The following is a 15,943-nucleotide window of genomic DNA, read 5'->3' on the forward strand; positions in this document are numbered from 1 at the left end:
CCGAGGGTCTGTGCGTAGCGGTGATGGCCGAGCTGGCGCGCTACTGCTTCCCCTCCCAGGTGGTCTACGCTGTCGGAAAATTACTGATGGCTAAAGTAGAAGTAGAAGGCATAGAACTTCCCTGTAGCGGGGGCAGGCTTTTGTACGCCGAAATGGCATTGCTTGACCTCTACCTGGAGGAGGCCTTGGGAACGGACAGTGAGCTCCTCTTGCAAGTCACTCGTGAAGGCAGGATCCAGCTGGTCTCCCATGGAAGCGGCCACTCTCACCCGGCAGGTGGGTGCGTGAGCTTCCCGCTCCTTTCCATGGCCAATCAGCTCTTTGGGAACCAGGCCCACAGTTACCAGGGCAGTCTGCAGACGTTGGTTAGCGAGGCCGAGCTGGCCCTGCTTGCCGCCGTGAACGAGCCCGCCTACAGAGAGGTGCAGGTGGTCAAGCCCAAGAAGGGCGGCACCCACCGCTGGGATCTGCTCACCGTGGAGTCGGGCGTGGCCTCGCCCCAGGAGCTGCACCGCCTGGTAGGCCAGACGACAGGAACTGCGGACGCCGTCAGCCTCATCGGACTGCCCGGCCAGCGCAAGGCATCCTACACTTACACCCACAGGAAAAGATATTAGAGGCTGTATCTCCCAAAGTAGCTAAGAATAGTACTGGCACTGCATACCTCAGGCCCAATTAGAAAGACAGGCATCCTTACTGAATATCTCAGACGCATGCGGAAACCCACCGATTTCCGTGAAGGCAACAACTGTAAAACAGAAACCACTCACCCCACACACCCTCAAAACATACCCCGGCCTGCAAAACCTTAGCGACAAGGAGGCAGAGGAAATATTTGAAAGTTTGTCTCTCCTCGCCCAGCTATGCTATGAGCTGTACACAGAGAGCCAGGTTGATGACAAAATATAAAAAGAAGAACACCTTAGGAATATCAAATTCAGATTAAAACGACATGGCTAATCTAAATTCATTCAAGGCCTTTGCCAAAGCTGGAAAGAGCCAGAGCCGGAAGCACAGCAACAAGGTGGTGGTCTACACCCGCGTCTCCACCAAGGAGCAGGCCGAGAACAACCAGAGCCTAGCCACCCAGCGAAAGTACTGCGACGCCTTTGCCCTCAAGAACGGGCTAGAGGTGGTCGAGTACTTCGGGGGCACCTACGAGAGCGCCAAGACCGACGAGCGAAAGGAGTTCAACCGCATGCTCTCCTTTGTGAAAAAATCCAAGGAGCAGATCGCGAGCATCATCATCTACAGCCCCGACCGCTTCTCTCGCTCGGGCGCTAATGCCATCCACATCGCCAAGGAGCTTCAGCAGAACAACATCTCCATCCGCTCGGTGATGCAGGAGACCAATACGGCCACGGCCTCGGGCAAGTTCCAGCAAAACATCCAGTTCCTCTTCAGCGAGTTCGACAACACCCAGCGACGCGAGAAGTGCATGGCCGGCATGCTGGAGAAGCTGAAGCGGGGCGAATGGCCCACCAGAGTGCCCATTGGGTACGATCAGCTCACCAATAAAGGGCAGCAGCAAATAGTAGTGAATGAGAAAGGCAAGCTACTCCGCAAAGCATTCCAATGGAAGGCGGAGCAGCGTCTCTCCAATGTGGAAATTTTGGAAAAGCTGGAATCCATGGGGTTCACCCTCTCCAAGCAACGACTAACAGAAATTTTTAGGAACCCCTTCTACTGCGGCATCCTTTCCCATAATCTACTGGAAGGCGAAGTGGTGGAGGGAAAGCATGAGAAGCTGATCAGCCAGAAAGTCTTTTTTCAGATCAATCAGATCCAGGCAGAGAACAATAGCGGCTATACCACCAAGAAATATGACAACCGCCTGCCGTTGAGAAACTTTATTCGTTGCGCGTCCTGCGGCACCCACATGACTGGTTATGAGGTAAAGAAAAAGGGCATCTTCTACTACAAGTGCAACAAGATTGGGTGTAAGGTAAACAGAGGTGCCCGGCAGATGCACGCCAGATACGAGGAAGTGCTTAACGGCTTCCAGCTGGAAAGCGACCTGCATGAGCCCATGACCCAGCGGCTACTGGACGTCTTCCAAGAGATGAACCAGCAAAAGGAGGACGAGTTGAAGCACACCAAAGCGCACCTCAAAACCATTGACCAACAGTTGGAGAAACTGGAGGAGCGCTTCGTTCTTTTGGAGGAGATCAACAAGGACCAGTACGAGAAGTTCACCCAGAAGCTGAGACTGGAGAAGAAGCAACTGGAGGGAAAGCTCCCGGCAGAGCAAATAAAATTATCGAACCTGCAAAAATACCTGAGGTTTGCGGTGAAAATGTGCTCTGAGATAGGCTCTATGTGGGTTTCTGGTAGTTACCACCAACGCCAGAAGCTGCAGAAGCTAGTGTTTCCGGAAGGTGTGCTGTATGACAAAGAAATGGACGGTTATCGAACCCATCGGGTGAATGCGATTTTCTTCCTAATCGCCTCATTGTCAGCCAAAATAGGGATAAAAGAAAAAGGACAAACCAGTAATAAAACTGATTTGTCCTCTTGGGTAGCGGGAACAGGACTCGAACCTGTGACCTTTGGGTTATGAGCCCAACGAGCTACCAACTGCTCCATCCCGCACTGTTTGTAATACAAATGTAAGAGGTTTTTCTATACCCTCCAAACACTCTTTCTAAGTTTTTACGCAATCAGGCTAGAAACGGCCCGTAATCCCGAAGTGAATTTTAGACCGTTGCAAGGTAAATGGTTCATTGGCAGTGCGTCCCACCGAATACACCAGTTGAAAAATTCCTGCGCCAGTGGAGAAACTAATTCCGCCGCCCACGCCGCTTGCCCACTGCGCCAGGGTATCTTGGGGCAAATCTCGGCGCAGGTAGCCTTGGTCATACAGTAGAAACACGTAAGAATCCAGACCCGTGTACAGTCTGTACTCCAGCGTACTCACCGCATAAGAAGAGGCATAGAACGCATAGTCATCAAAACCGCGCAGAGAAGAAAGACCGCCCAACCTAAAGAGCTCATTCAAGTACAGTCGTTCGTTCAAGAGTGCCTCGCCTTTTAGGCGGGTGAGCAAGACCGCATTCTTGGAGACGGGCCAGTAACGCTCTAGCCTGATAGCCAAGCTGAACTGTGACGTGCGCAATTGCAGGGTATCATAATAGCTGGCTTCCACCCGTGCATTGCGTTGAATGCGTTTTGTACCGACTGCGCCCTGCAAAAACACCTGCATGCCCCGGCGCGGGAAGAACAAATCATCCAGGCTGTTCCAGTTATAAGAAAGGCCATAAGACGTGAAGTTGGCATCAATGGCTGAAGAGTCATTGCGTTGGCGCTTAATGACCTCGGCAGAAAGCATCTGGGTGCTCAGAATCTCAGTGAAGAACGTAACCCGACTGGTAGTGGACAAAGGATAGGCCACCTCTACCCGCGGCCGAAGATTCAGGAACGAGGTATCCTGCTTGTATAAGTGAAACTGCGCGGCTATTTCCAGCGGTGAATTGAAGAGATTAGGATGCCGATACTCAGCGTCTAGCAACTGGGAGTTGCGGTCTACCTTGCGCCAGTGCAGACCAATCTGCTTGCCACTGCCGCGCAGGTTACGCACCTGTAGGTTCACTTCACCGGTAATGAGCAGTTTGGCGCTTTGGGCGTTGGGGTCGGGCAGGAACCCGATGATGCCGTCAAACTGGTTGGCTTTTTTCTCCTCCAGAAAGAAATACACGCGCGCCTGATTTTTGGCGAACAAAACCTGCGGCGGACCCACTACCCGCACAAAAGGCAGTTGCCGCAGGGCGCGCACCGCTTCATCAATGCGTTGTTGGGAGAAAGGCTGACCGGGAGATAGTTGGGTGAATCTATAGAGGGCATTCTGCTGAATTCTGGCGTTCCCCACAATCTGCACCGAGTCAATGAGCATCAAAGGCCCACGCACCACCCGCAACGTAGCCTGAATCTTATCATCTTCCACCACTAGAGAATCCAGCCTGACCTGCGCAAAAGGACGCCCGATGTTCTCAGCTTCACGGATTAATGCGTTTTGCAGACGAGCAAACTCTGCCGGGCGCAAAGGCGTGCCGCGGTAGAGCTTTTCCCTGAAGCCCACTTTCTCCAGCAGGCCTTCGCCTACGTTGCCGTTTTTCAAAGAAGCCCATTGATATTGTCCGCCGGTAAAGACGTGCACTGTCAAAGAGTCTTTCTTCACATGAAAAGAATCTATGGACGCCGTGAGGTAGCCTTCCTCTTGTATTTGCGTGAGCCAGGTTTTGAGTTCTTGTCTGAGGGCCAGTGAATCCTGCACCTGCAGTTTGGGGGGACGGCGTTCCCAGACGTTGGCGGCTTCGGGCGTAGGGGCCACCACTCTTAGTTTCAGGCGGTTTTGGGCTAGTAAAGCACCAGAGAATCCCCAACACAGAGCCAGCACCGCTATAATTCTATAACTTTGCCTGCGCATGTTGCTTACCCTGTGGGAACTTGCCATCCATTTCATTGTTTACCAAGGTACTGCTTGCCGGGGCAACCGTGCAAATCAGTCCTATGTATCATTCATTTTACCTATAACGCATTTTGGCCGGAATTTATCTTCACATCCCTTTTTGTAAACAAGCCTGCCATTACTGCGACTTCCACTTTAGCACTTCGCTGGGTTTAAAAGAAGCCGTCTTGCAGGCCATGCACCAAGAACTGCATCTGCAGAAAGATTACTTACAGGGCGAAATCATCCAAACCATTTACTTTGGGGGTGGCACGCCGTCCATCTTGTCGGTACCCGAGATTCAGGGACTGCTGGATGCCATTTACCAGTTGCACACCGTCACACCAGACGCCGAGATTACTCTGGAGGCCAACCCAGACGACCTGACGCCCGAGAAACTACTGGCCTTACGGCAAACGCCCATCAACCGGTTGAGCATTGGCGTGCAGTCGTTCCATGACCCACACTTGCAACTCATGAACCGTCCCCACTCTGCCCAAGAAGCCGTGGAATGCATCACGCTAGCGAAGAGCCTCGGCTTTGACAACATTTCTCTGGATTTAATCTATGGCATTCCGGCGGAAGACGAAGCGCTGTGGGAACAGGACCTGGCCAAAGCTTTCGCCTTGAACGTACAGCACCTGTCTTGCTACGCCTTGACCATTGAACCCAACACCGTATTGGGGCATCGGCTTAAGAAAGGGAAATTCACGCCTGCCGAGGAAGAGCGCGTGGCCCAGCAGTTTGAGTTGCTCATGACCGAAGCCAAAAACCACGGTTTCCTGCACTATGAAATCTCTAACTTCTGCCAGCCCGGCTTTGAGAGCAGGCACAACAGCAGTTACTGGCGGCAGGTCCCGTACTTAGGTATCGGGCCAAGTGCGCACTCCTTCAACGGCGTGAGTAGGCAGTTTAACAAAGCGCACAACCCGCAATATGTAGAAGCCTTAAAGCTAGGCCAACTGCCTTGCACCGTAGAGGAGCTGTCTGTAGAGGACCGCGTGAATGAATTCGTCATGACCACTTTGCGCACCAGCTGGGGCTGTGACACGCAATACGTGCAACAGAAATGGGGTATGGACTTACTGGCCTTGCACGCAGAGTACTTAGCTAAAATTAAAACCAAGGGTCTGCTACGCATAGAGAACCAAACGCTCCTCCTCACCGAGGCCGGAAAACTGCTCGCCGATGAAATTGCCCTAGATTTATTTTTGTTGCCAGAAGAGGCCGAAGAAACAGAGTAGCCGTCATTCGTTTTTCGGCTTGTTTTATGGTGAATTGAGCCAAAAACCACAGCAGGCAATCAATCACTTTCAAAATGCTATACAGCAACCCAAACGCAGATTCTCCCCTTGAGGGGAGCGTAGAGGGGTGTTTACAAAGGAGAGCAAAGACTTTTATTTTCGTGAATACATTAAAAGGTTTTCGGAAAGCCTTTTCTACATAAGGTGTAAATGGAAACCTCAAGACCAGCAGACACAGACACCCCTCTACGCTCCCCTCAAGGGGAGAATCCGCATTTAGTAAAGGCCTCCTTTAACTTGTACAGCTTTCGTTATAATGCCTTATGAATGAATATCTTTTTTGGCCTATTTCCCAGAAAACAGACCAAAAACGAGCCTCCTCTTACATTCTGGTATCCAATAAGATACCGCTAATCATTTTATGCGCTCAGAGGTTATACCTTTGAGACTCTATCCCATGAAGAAATTTATGCTCATCCTTCTTTCCATTATTGGGGCCATTGCTTTGGGCGGCGGTCTGTTTGTGTCCTTCGCGCCTACGTTTGGAGCCACAGCTCAAGGCCAGAGCCTGGACAGAATCCAGAAGTCCCCGAACTTTAAAAACGGCAAGTTCCAGAACGCATCCCACACGCCCATGATGGACGAGTCGCCGTTGCTGGACAAGGTTAAAATCTTCTATAAGTTCTTTACCGGCGTAGACGGCTCCTCGCCAGAAAACGCCTTGCCTATGGTCAACTTGAAACCAAATGACTTTCCGACAACACCCAGCCAGACGCCTGTGATTACGTGGTTTGGGCATTCGGCGGTGCTGATTGAGATTGGGGGCAAGCGCATCTTCGCGGACCCCATGCTGGGACAGCGCGCCTCGCCGGTTTCATTCATCGGGTCTAAGCGGTTCAACAAGGACTTGCCTATCAAGATTGAAGACCTGCCGACTTTGGACATCGTGTTGCTGTCGCACGACCATTATGACCACCTGGACCACGGTACCATTGAGAAGCTGAAGGGCAAGACCAAACACTTCTTCGTGCCATTAGGCGTAGCTGCGCATCTGGTGAAGTGGGGCGTAGATCCGAATAAAATCACGGAACTGGACTGGTGGGAGACTGCTATTTATGAAGGTCTTACGCTTGCCGCCACGCCAGCTCGTCATTTCTCAGGCCGGGGCTTAAGCGACCGGGACAAGACGCTTTGGTGCTCCTGGGTGTTGAAGTCGGCTACCAACTCGGTGTACTTCGGCGGAGACTCGGGCTATGACACGCATTTTAAAGAGATTGGTGAGAAGTACGGACCGTTTGATGTGACCATGCTGGAATGCGGTCAGTACAACAAGGCTTGGAAATACATCCACATGATGCCCGAAGAAACCGCTCAGGCCCATGTAGACCTGAAAGGAAAAGTCCTGATGCCTACGCACTGGGGCGCTTTCTCCCTGGCCCTGCACACGTGGCAAGAGCCCATCAGACGCCTGAGCAAAGCCGCTAAGCAACTCAACATTCAGATGGCTACGCCCATCATAGGTCATCGCTGGGAACCCACCGGCACTTTGCCGCAGGAGCTGTGGTGGAAGGGCATTCAATAAATAAAGCACTTGCCGTTTTTGGCTTGTTTTACAGAAACTAGGCTAAAAACGGCAAGGTTATTTTGCTGAATTATGCAGTAATTGACAGTCAAGAAATATGGAAAATGGCCGGTAGAAGCATCCTAAGAGAAACTAACCTTTTCTACTTATGGAAACTGCAACCAATGCCCATCCGCTTGCTTCCGCTCCCCGTAGCCCAAGAAAAGCCAGTTCTGTTTTGTTAGCTGGCTTGGCCTGTCTATTGCTTCTACTGCTTGGTGGTTTGTATTTCATCTCCTCCTTAAAACCATCTGCACCTGTTAGCTCATTGGTAGAAAGTACGGCCGCTCCTTCAGCAGTGCCTGACACCAGTACTATCTCGCCCTTCCCGCGTCTGGATAATCTGGCCGGCCATGCTATGTTCGCGCCTTTGGCGACTCCTGCCTCAGACTCATTACCGAAAGTACTTGCCCCTCAGAAGTAATCTAGTTTACAGGATTGTTCATGGCATTAGATGGACAATCTGTTTGGCAAGTGCTCGTGTTTGACTCATACAACTTAAATGATTAGGGTCAGGCATGAGCACTTGCTTTTATTGGAAGATGCTCTCACCCTACCAATAAATAAATTGGCCAAAAACAAATCTTGTTTTTCGTAACTTCTGCAGAAGTTTACGCCATGAAAGACATTCTGCACCAGAACAAGGAATTTGCGGGCATCGACTATACCAACCAAGCCATTTCGGGGAGGGAGTTTGACGGGTGCACGTTCAAGAACTGCGATTTCTCCAATACAGACCTTTCTAACAACAGCTTCTTGGAGTGCCTGTTTGAGCACTGCAACCTGAGCAACATCAAACTGAATGGCGCCAAACTGCAGGACGTCACGTTCTCACATTGCAAAATCATGGGCGTGGACTTTAGCGGGTGCCATGACTTTCTGCTGAGCGTTGAGTTTACCAACTGCTCTCTGGACTACGCTTTTTTCGGGCGGAAGAATTTCAAGAAGACCAAGTTCACTGGCTGTAGCATCAAAGAAGCCAACTTCACCGACACAGACCTCACCGAAGCCAAGTTTGCCGACTGCGACTTACTCAGAACCGTCTTCCAGAACACCAATCTAGAGAAGGCAGACTTCTACTCGGCTTACAATTATACCCTGGACCCCGAAGTGAATCGCATTAAGAAAGCCAAGTTCTCTACCCAAGGCGCCTTGGGCTTGCTGGCCAAATACGATATCAGCATTAAGCAGTAGTGACTTCGTTTTTGGCCTGTTTTCTGGAAACTAGACCAAAAACGCCTTTCTAAAAAGTGAAGGTTCTTGTTGTTCATTTCAACATAACCCATAACTCTATTTTGCAAGGCTGAAGTTAAAGTAATAAAAGCCGCCATTGTTGGTGTTATCATCAACAATCTAAACACATGGGCTAATCCGCTTGCTGGTGATAACACACAGCAAGGGCGAGTGGTTGTTTTTCACCCAGTAAGTACCCAGAATGAAACTCACGCGTGTTTTCGGGCTTGGCAAAATCTGTGTATCTTTCTATTTGCAAGATTGCCTTGAACTTTAGCCGTGTGCCCCATGCTTTCGTTTTTCAAACAGCCTTTCCCGGTAAGTGAACTGAACCTGTCAAAGACGCTGGGGCTTTCCCTGCTGTTTGGTGCCATGATAGCGTTCTGCTTGGTGGTGTTTCAGCCGTTTGGGTCGTATAACTGGCATTCGCCTACCAAGAACCTGGTCTTGTCAGGGTATGGGTTGGTGGCGGCGTTCTCGGTGTTTCTCAACTTCTATGGCTTCAGGAGGATGGCGCCTGCTTTCTTCCATGAGAGCCGTTGGAACGTGGGCAAGGAGATTCTTTGGAACCTGGTGCATTTTGTGACGGGTGGTTTCCTGAGCACGGTGTATGGCGCGGCCATGGGCATTATGCCGTTCTCGCTGCCGCAAATCAGCTACATGATTCTAGTGGCTTTCATGATGGGCTTGGTGCCGGCTATCCTAATTGTGCTCATCATGTATCTGTACCTCTTGCAGAAATACCGCCCCATTTCACTAGTTAGAAAAGAAGAACCGGTTGTCGCGCCGTTGGCGGTGGAGAGCCCTGTTCAAAATATCTCAACACCAACTGAACAAGAGCCAACCAACACGCACATCACGCTCATCGCTGAAAACGGAAAAGACACGCTCACCTTAGAAGCCGCGCACCTCTTGTACATTGAAGCGAGTGACAATTACTGCACGGTCTTCTACCTTCAGAACAACGCCTTGCAAAAACACCTGTTGCGCAGTAGCCTGAGCAGATTAGAGAATCAAATCACCCAGCTCGAAGTGGTGCGTTGCCATAGGTCTTATCTGGTGAATCTGGACCGGGTTCAGAACGTGTCGGGCAATGCGCAAGGGTATAAGCTTCACTTCGCGCAGACAGGGCAGACGGTGCCGGTGGCCCGAGCATCCAGCAGTGTGGTGAAATCATTCTTCGTAGCCAGCTAATCACCCCGCCAGGCCTTACCATTCGCCCCAAACCGTGCCTATAGCCCCAAAAACGGCCCCTTTCGCCCCATTGCCCAGCGGCGCATTCTACCGCCCCGTACTTTTGACGAAACGATTAACCAAACCTCGTCATGAAAAAAGCACTGAAAAGAATTGCCCTGTTTGTAGTCTTGACTCCTGTTGTTCTGGTAGTTTTGGCCGCTGTTGGTTACTTCTCCTATAGGCTAGTGGCCGTGGGCGGAGAAAGCACGCCGCACCAAGCGTACCTGGCCAAATACAAAGAAGAAATCACGCCAGCGCAGGACCCCGCCTTCTCTATCTTTGACAGCGCGTTTTACCAAAACCAGATATTTTTTCTAGGCGAAGCCCACGGTACCGCCAAGCCGCAGGAACTTGATTTTGCCTTGGTAAAACATCTGAACCAAAAGGTGAACATGCGCTATTACTTAGCCGAGGTAGACTACAGCCAGGCCCATTATCTGAACCAATATTTACTGACCGGCGACGAGAAGAACCTGGATGTAGTGTTTCAGTTCTGGGCCCGTCTGAACGCGCAGTGGGGCAACCAAGACTTCATGAACAAGATTAAGAAGATACGCGCCTACAACCAGATCCTACCAGAAGCCCAGCGCGTTTCCATTATGGGTGTAGACCGCATCCAAGACCCAGAAGCCCTGCACCGTCATTTAAAGGAGTTGGTGGCCACGCTTCCGGCAAGCCAGAACCCACTGCAGAACAGCCTGCGCTTACTTACCTCTTCAGACAGTTTAGACACAGACGCCCTGACCAGCCTAGCCAAACAGCTCATCACGAAAGACAGCGCCAGCCTTGGCTTCGAATTACGCCATACTTTGCAGAACGCCGTCTACTACACAGACAGAACCAAGCGCGATAGCGTCATGTACTTGAATCTGAACACGCTGGTGCAGAGCAAAGGTCTGCAGAAAGAGAAATTCTACGGCATGTGGGGCATGTTCCATGCCATCCCGGTGCAGGTGGAGCGCGGCACGCCGTTTGCCTATCTACTACAACATGCCAGCTCGCCGTTCAAGAACAAGGCCGTTTCTATTGGCGTTTACACCCTGGACAGCGAAAGCATGATGCCCACCGCCACAATGCCCTCGTTTGTGTCTAAGGGACAGCGCTTCGTGAATACCACCATGTCTAACAATGACGGCCCGCTGGTGTTTGTGAACGGCATTAAGGATTTGCGCGCCGTGACTAAAGAAAACTCCATGACGCTGTTCAAGACCAACGCACCCGGCACGCCTTACAAAAACTCAGAGCGTTTGGCTAGTTTCAAAGTCTTGATGCCCAACCAGAGCATCGCCTTCAAGCAAGCAAACACGGGCCTTGCCGATGTCTTCCAATACATCTGCTTGGTGCGCAACTCACGGGCCACTACGCCAGTAGAACTGAAACAACTTTAAGCTATTAGCGAAGTAGACAGGAATCAGAAGCAAGGGTGAAACGCCTAGCTTCTGATTTTCCGTTTTTAGGTTATTTTAGCGGAAACAGCCCAAAAACGAATCGCCTCTTATTTGTAGCGCCTAACAAATGCCTCAGCCACTATCGCTTTCTGAACAGTATGACTCTCTCTGGCAACACGCCCGGCAGGAGTTTGCCCGGGGTCATTTTGAAATAGACCCATTTCTAGCTGACACGGTTCCAGATACCAGAAGAGGCATTACGTTACTGACTCGGCCCAATGCTGAGGTGCAAGCACAAATCCTTCAACTGTTGCAGAGTTTAAAAGCAGTAGAGCCCATGCAGTATTTCTACCCAGCCAGTGACTTACACATCACCTTGCTTTCTATAATATCCTGCTCTCCAAACTTTAAATTAGGCTCTATTCCACAAGAAGACTATATCCAAGTTATTAGAGAAGCTCTTCAAGACATAGGTCCTTTCACTGTTCATTTTAAAGGCATCACAGCTTCACCGTCTTGTATCATGGTGCAAGGCTTTCCGGATGGTGAGGGTCTGCAGCAACTGCGGGAGAAGCTGAGAACGGCGTTTAAGAATTTGGGCCTGCACCATACCATTGACCAGCGCTACACCATTCAGACGGCGCATAGCACGGTGCTTCGGTTTCAGGCGCCATTGCAACACCCAGATGCCTTTCTGGAACAGTTGGAGAATTTTAGAACTATAGGCTTTGGCATTTTCACTGTGGACCAGGTAGAACTGGTCTATAATGATTGGTACCAGCGGGCCAGCAACACTCAAGCATTGGCTACTTTTAGGTTGTAATACAGGTTTGTCGTTTTTGGCTTATTTTAGCGAAAACAGCCCAAAAACGCCTGCTATGCTTTCAGCTACCGCCACCATCACCTACAAAAGTCAAGCCTACCAATTCAATCCGCTTCAGCCTTTGGATATTTCTTTGCAGTTGCGAGCCGGCTCTGACAACGTGAATTGCTTTTGGGCCGAGCCTGTGCAGGTAGATACCATCACGGTAGGGAGCTTTGTGGGCAGTGTGGCCTTGGGCGGTTCCACCAATTACCAGCGTGTGCATCTTACGCCGCACGGCAACGGCACCCATACCGAGTGCTATGGCCATATCTCACCAGACCCAGCCGCCACCCTAGACAAATGCCTGACCCGGTTTCTGTTTGTAACGCAAGTGGTTTCTGTCATGCCGCAGCGGCAGGAGAATGGTGATTTAGTGGTGTTGGCGGAGGATGTGATTTCCCGGTTGTCTTTGGAGAACCTACCCGAGGCGCTGGTGTTGCGCACCTTGCCGAATATAGACACTAAGCGCACCGCACAATACTCGGGGACTAATCCCACTTATATAGAACCAGCCTTGGCTCACTTTCTAGCAGACAATGGCGTGGAGCATCTGTTGTTAGATTTGCCTTCAGTGGATAGAGAAGAAGATGGTGGGGAGTTGTTGGCGCATCATGCCTTCTGGCAGTATCCAGCCGCCACTCGGGTTGCTTCTACTATCACGGAATTGATTTTTGTGCCGGATGCGGTGGTGGATGGTTTGTATCTGTTGAATTTACAGGTGACTAGTTTGGTGTTGGATGCCAGCCCTAGCAAGCCGGTGTTGTATGCCTTGACGCCATTAGCTGATAGTTAATTTCTTTGTCTCCCTTTGAATGGATAGAGGATACTTGGATAGTTCTGCGCATTATTTCCTACCCCAACGTCCTTTACTAAACGCGGATTCTCCCCTTGAGGATTGCCCAAACGAGAGTTTGAGGCACCGAGCATAGCTCTGTAGAGGGTGTTTACTTTATCTGATTTTCTTAATTCTGCCTTAGACTCCCAATCCCGTTTTTTCTAATTTCCTCTTTTTTACTTCCAGCCTGAGTTTGTCACTTTTCTCCTTGATGAGAAAAGTAACCAAAAGAATCAAGAAGAAAAGAAACTCGCTGAACGCTCGGACAGTCTTTTCTTCACAGTTATGCACCGTGAGAAGCTATCTGTTTCATCGTAAGCTTACGCCTCTGCCAATTGGAAAGCCACTGCTTTCTCCCTCGGCAACAGAGCCTTAAATTGAACAAGCTCTGTTGCCGAGGTCAAGGGCAAGTGGGTTGCTAGCAGAGGCATTGCGATGCCTTCATTGCCCTGCGGGCGGGAATCTATTATGACTCAAGACTCGCGACTCTAGACTCAGGACTAGCCAAGACCTCGTAGCGTCCGGCAGGACCTGCGAGCGTCTGCGCCAACAACCGTTTTCAGCCTAATTCTCAGAAAACAAGCCAAAAACGGAATGCTGTAAAACAAAGAAAGCCAATCCATAAGGATTGGCTTTCTTGAAATCTATATCTAACCTTTCGGCTAGGGGTTGCTTAGGCAGTTACTTCTTCAGAAGGAGTAGTAGATACTTTAGAAGCTTCTACTTCTCTTGGAAGAACAGATACGTAAGAACGGTTCTTCACGCCTTTTCTGAAAGAAACAACACCATCTGTCAAAGCAAACAAGGTATGGTCTTTACCAATACCTACGTTAGCGCCTGGGTGGTGAGCAGTACCGCGCTGACGCACGATGATGTTACCTGCAATGATGGCTTGGCCACCGAAGATTTTAACGCCTAGGCGTTTGGAATGAGATTCGCGGCCGTTGTTAGAACTACCGACACCTTTTTTGTGAGCCATTTCTAGTCTATGTTAACCCCGGAAAATACCGGGAATAGGTTCTACAATAATTTTACTTCCCTTTCTGGCAATTAACCAATTGTGTTGATCAACACTTTGGTGAACTGCTGACGGTGACCGTTTTTCTTCTTGTAGCCTTTTCTTCTTTTCTTCTTGAAGATGATTACTTTGTCAGCTTTAGAGTGGCCCTGGATAGTTCCAGTCACTTTCACGCCGTCCAAGAAAGGAGCGCCTAAAGATACATTACCATCATTGTCAGTCAAAAGAACATTGGCGAACTCTACGGCGTCACCCTCATTGCCGGAAAGCTTGTTTGAGTAGAAGAACTTACCGCTCTCTACCTTCGTCTGGACCCCAGCGATTTCAACAATTGCGTACATCAGCTTACGTTTATTTTAAAAAATTGAACCGCAAAGGTAAGCCCATCTGCTTATATATGCAACTACTGATGCTTTATTTTTAATTGAAGCAAATCAGGCTAGTTTCTTGGTTCTAAGCACCTTGCAAGTTTTCCAACCCCTGTGGGTAACTTATGTGGATAAACTAAATTGGTATTGATACTCAAACACTTACGCGTGGACAAGTCAAAAGAAAATCTGCCCGCGCTGAACAGCCGGGTAAGAAGGGAGCCTAAAAGCCACAAAAAGCGGCGAGCGACACTGAGTGACAAGGCTGACTAAACGTAACAGAAAGAAAAGAGAATGTCAAGCGCACAGTGCTATTTTTTCTTTCTTTTTTCACGTAGCTACATACGCCTTCATTTACCCATTTTTGGAAGATGCAACCCTATCCTACTTTACTAAAAGATACCACTTCCATTCTATTAAGTTTTCCATATATTAGGGCTTTCTAATTTTGATAAAATTTCAAACTACTGGTTTTCAAGCATTTATAATGTGGATAACTGTGGTATAAGAAATGGATAAATTAGACCTCTGTGACGGGGCGGTCAACGTAAATGTCCCTATATTTGAAATCTCAACCCGGAGCAGACCAACCTTCTTTTAGAGGTTTACAGTCCATGGTGCCTGCAGGAAAACGTATCCTAAGCACCCTCCACACAACCTATAGATTCACCACTTTTAGTAACCGCTTATGGAGCCTATTTTACAAGAGAACCCTAACCGCTTTGTCCTGTTCCCCATCCAGAATGACGCCGTGTGGCAGATGTACAAACAGGCCGAAGCCAGCTTTTGGACCGCAGAAGAGATTGACCTGACCCAGGACAACAAAGACTGGGAGAAACTGAATGACGGCGAGCGTCACTTCATCTCACACGTACTGGCGTTCTTCGCGGCCTCAGACGGAATTGTGAACGAGAACCTGGCCATCAACTTCATGCAAGAGGTGCAGATGCCAGAGGCGCGTTGCTTCTATGGTTTCCAGATTATGATGGAGAACATCCACTCTGAGACTTACTCTTTATTAATAGACAATTACATTAAAGACCCGAAAGAAAAGGACCGCCTGTTCAACGCCCTGGAGACCGTGCCATGCGTGAAGAAAAAAGGCGAGTGGGCGCTTAAATGGATTAACTCTGAGGACTTCACCGAGCGTTTGATTGCCTTCGCCGCCGTAGAGGGTATTTTCTTCTCTGGTTCTTTCTGCTCTATCTTCTGGATGAAGAAACGCGGCTTGATGCCAGGCCTTACTTTCTCTAACGAATTAATTTCCAGAGACGAAGGATTGCACTGCGATTTTGCCTGCCTGCTATACTCTATGTTAGTAAACAAGCTACCAGAAGAGCGCGTACACAGCATCATTAGAGACGCGGTGAGCATTGAGCAAGAGTTTGTGACAGATGCCTTGCCGGTAGACCTGATTGGAATGAACGCAAAACTGATGAGTCAATACATTGAGTTTGTGGCTGACCGCCTGCTAGTTTCTTTGGGCTGTAGCAAGATTTACAATTCCGCCAATCCATTTGACTTCATGGAGTTAATCTCCCTGCAAGGCAAAACCAACTTCTTTGAGAAACGCGTGGCCGAGTACCAGAAATCTGGCGTGATGAGCGACCGTGACTCTAACGTATTCTCCCTGGACGAAGACTTTTAGTCCAACCCCTTACCTCGCCATTCATCAGTCCGGCTTCCGTTTT

Annotated in this window: 14 protein-coding genes and 1 tRNA gene; 11 read left to right on the forward strand and 4 right to left on the reverse strand. The window is 49.7% G+C overall.

Annotation, left to right across the window (positions count from 1 at the left end):
- Window positions 1-86: 86 nt before the first annotated feature.
- Entirely contained in the window at window positions 87-617 is a 531-nt protein-coding gene (locus GU926_RS11345) for a hypothetical protein (protein ID WP_160691923.1), read from the forward strand.
- 335 nt (window positions 618-952) lie between these two features.
- Window positions 953-2,560, forward strand: coding sequence for a recombinase family protein (locus GU926_RS18670; RefSeq protein ID WP_394350780.1), 1,608 nt, complete (start codon window positions 953-955; stop codon window positions 2,558-2,560).
- Here GU926_RS18670 and GU926_RS11360 read toward each other — a convergent pair.
- Together GU926_RS11360 and GU926_RS11365 are read right to left on the reverse strand one after the other, a co-directional pair.
- Window positions 2,516-2,592: transfer RNA gene (locus GU926_RS11360), tRNA-Met, on the reverse strand. The two genes, GU926_RS18670 and GU926_RS11360, sit on opposite strands and share 45 nt — an antisense overlap.
- A 73-nt stretch (window positions 2,593-2,665) precedes the next feature.
- Window positions 2,666-4,450, reverse strand: a complete 1,785-nt coding sequence (locus GU926_RS11365; protein ID WP_160691927.1) for a BamA/OMP85 family outer membrane protein — start codon at window positions 4,448-4,450, stop codon at window positions 2,666-2,668.
- An 86-nt stretch (window positions 4,451-4,536) separates the two neighbouring features.
- Here GU926_RS11365 and hemW point away from each other — a divergent pair, with 86 nt between their 5' ends.
- The 8 genes from hemW to GU926_RS11405 all read left to right on the forward strand — a co-directional run bounded on the left by hemW (window position 4,537) and on the right by GU926_RS11405 (window position 12,824).
- The gene (hemW, locus tag GU926_RS11370; protein ID WP_160691929.1) at window positions 4,537-5,688 is read left to right on the forward strand and encodes a radical SAM family heme chaperone HemW; all 1,152 of its coding nucleotides are present in this window, start codon (window positions 4,537-4,539) and stop codon (window positions 5,686-5,688) included.
- Window positions 5,689-6,145: 457 nt separating this feature from the next.
- Window positions 6,146-7,270, forward strand: a complete 1,125-nt coding sequence (locus tag GU926_RS11375; protein ID WP_160691931.1) for an MBL fold metallo-hydrolase — start codon at window positions 6,146-6,148, stop codon at window positions 7,268-7,270.
- A 148-nt stretch (window positions 7,271-7,418) separates the two neighbouring features.
- Window positions 7,419-7,733 carry a hypothetical protein gene (locus tag GU926_RS11380; RefSeq protein WP_160691933.1) on the forward strand — a complete coding sequence of 105 codons (315 nt, stop codon included), beginning with the start codon at window positions 7,419-7,421 and terminating at the stop codon, window positions 7,731-7,733.
- Window positions 7,734-7,927: 194 nt separating this feature from the next.
- The gene (locus GU926_RS11385; protein ID WP_160691935.1) at window positions 7,928-8,503 is read left to right on the forward strand and encodes a pentapeptide repeat-containing protein; all 576 of its coding nucleotides are present in this window, start codon (window positions 7,928-7,930) and stop codon (window positions 8,501-8,503) included.
- A gap of 327 nt (window positions 8,504-8,830) precedes the next feature.
- The gene (locus GU926_RS11390; protein ID WP_160691937.1) at window positions 8,831-9,736 is read left to right on the forward strand and encodes a LytR/AlgR family response regulator transcription factor; all 906 of its coding nucleotides are present in this window, start codon (window positions 8,831-8,833) and stop codon (window positions 9,734-9,736) included.
- 131 nt (window positions 9,737-9,867) lie between these two features.
- On the forward strand, window positions 9,868-11,166 hold the full coding sequence (locus GU926_RS11395) for a TraB/GumN family protein (RefSeq protein ID WP_160691939.1): 1,299 nt from the start codon (window positions 9,868-9,870) through the stop codon (window positions 11,164-11,166).
- 127 nt (window positions 11,167-11,293) lie between these two features.
- Window positions 11,294-11,989, forward strand: a complete 696-nt coding sequence (locus GU926_RS11400) for a 2'-5' RNA ligase family protein (protein WP_160691941.1) — start codon at window positions 11,294-11,296, stop codon at window positions 11,987-11,989.
- Window positions 11,990-12,044: 55 nt separating this feature from the next.
- A complete protein-coding gene (locus tag GU926_RS11405; protein ID WP_160691943.1) occupies window positions 12,045-12,824 on the forward strand; it encodes a cyclase family protein in 780 nt (259 codons plus the stop codon).
- A 715-nt stretch (window positions 12,825-13,539) separates the two neighbouring features.
- On the opposite strand, the gene rpmA is transcribed toward GU926_RS11405, so the two are convergent.
- Entirely contained in the window at window positions 13,540-13,845 is a 306-nt protein-coding gene (rpmA, locus tag GU926_RS11410; RefSeq protein WP_160691945.1) for a 50S ribosomal protein L27, read from the reverse strand.
- Between the two features lie 71 nt (window positions 13,846-13,916).
- Entirely contained in the window at window positions 13,917-14,225 is a 309-nt protein-coding gene (rplU, locus tag GU926_RS11415) for a 50S ribosomal protein L21 (RefSeq protein ID WP_160691947.1), read from the reverse strand.
- 715 nt (window positions 14,226-14,940) lie between these two features.
- Between rplU and GU926_RS11420 the strand changes: the two genes are divergently transcribed.
- Window positions 14,941-15,900 carry a ribonucleoside-diphosphate reductase small subunit gene (locus GU926_RS11420; RefSeq protein ID WP_160691949.1) on the forward strand — a complete coding sequence of 320 codons (960 nt, stop codon included), beginning with the start codon at window positions 14,941-14,943 and terminating at the stop codon, window positions 15,898-15,900.
- Window positions 15,901-15,943 lie beyond the last annotated feature (43 nt).

The organism is Nibribacter ruber (genome assembly GCF_009913235.1).
In the GTDB taxonomy this organism is placed as follows: Bacteria; Bacteroidota; Bacteroidia; order Cytophagales; family Hymenobacteraceae; genus Nibribacter; species Nibribacter ruber.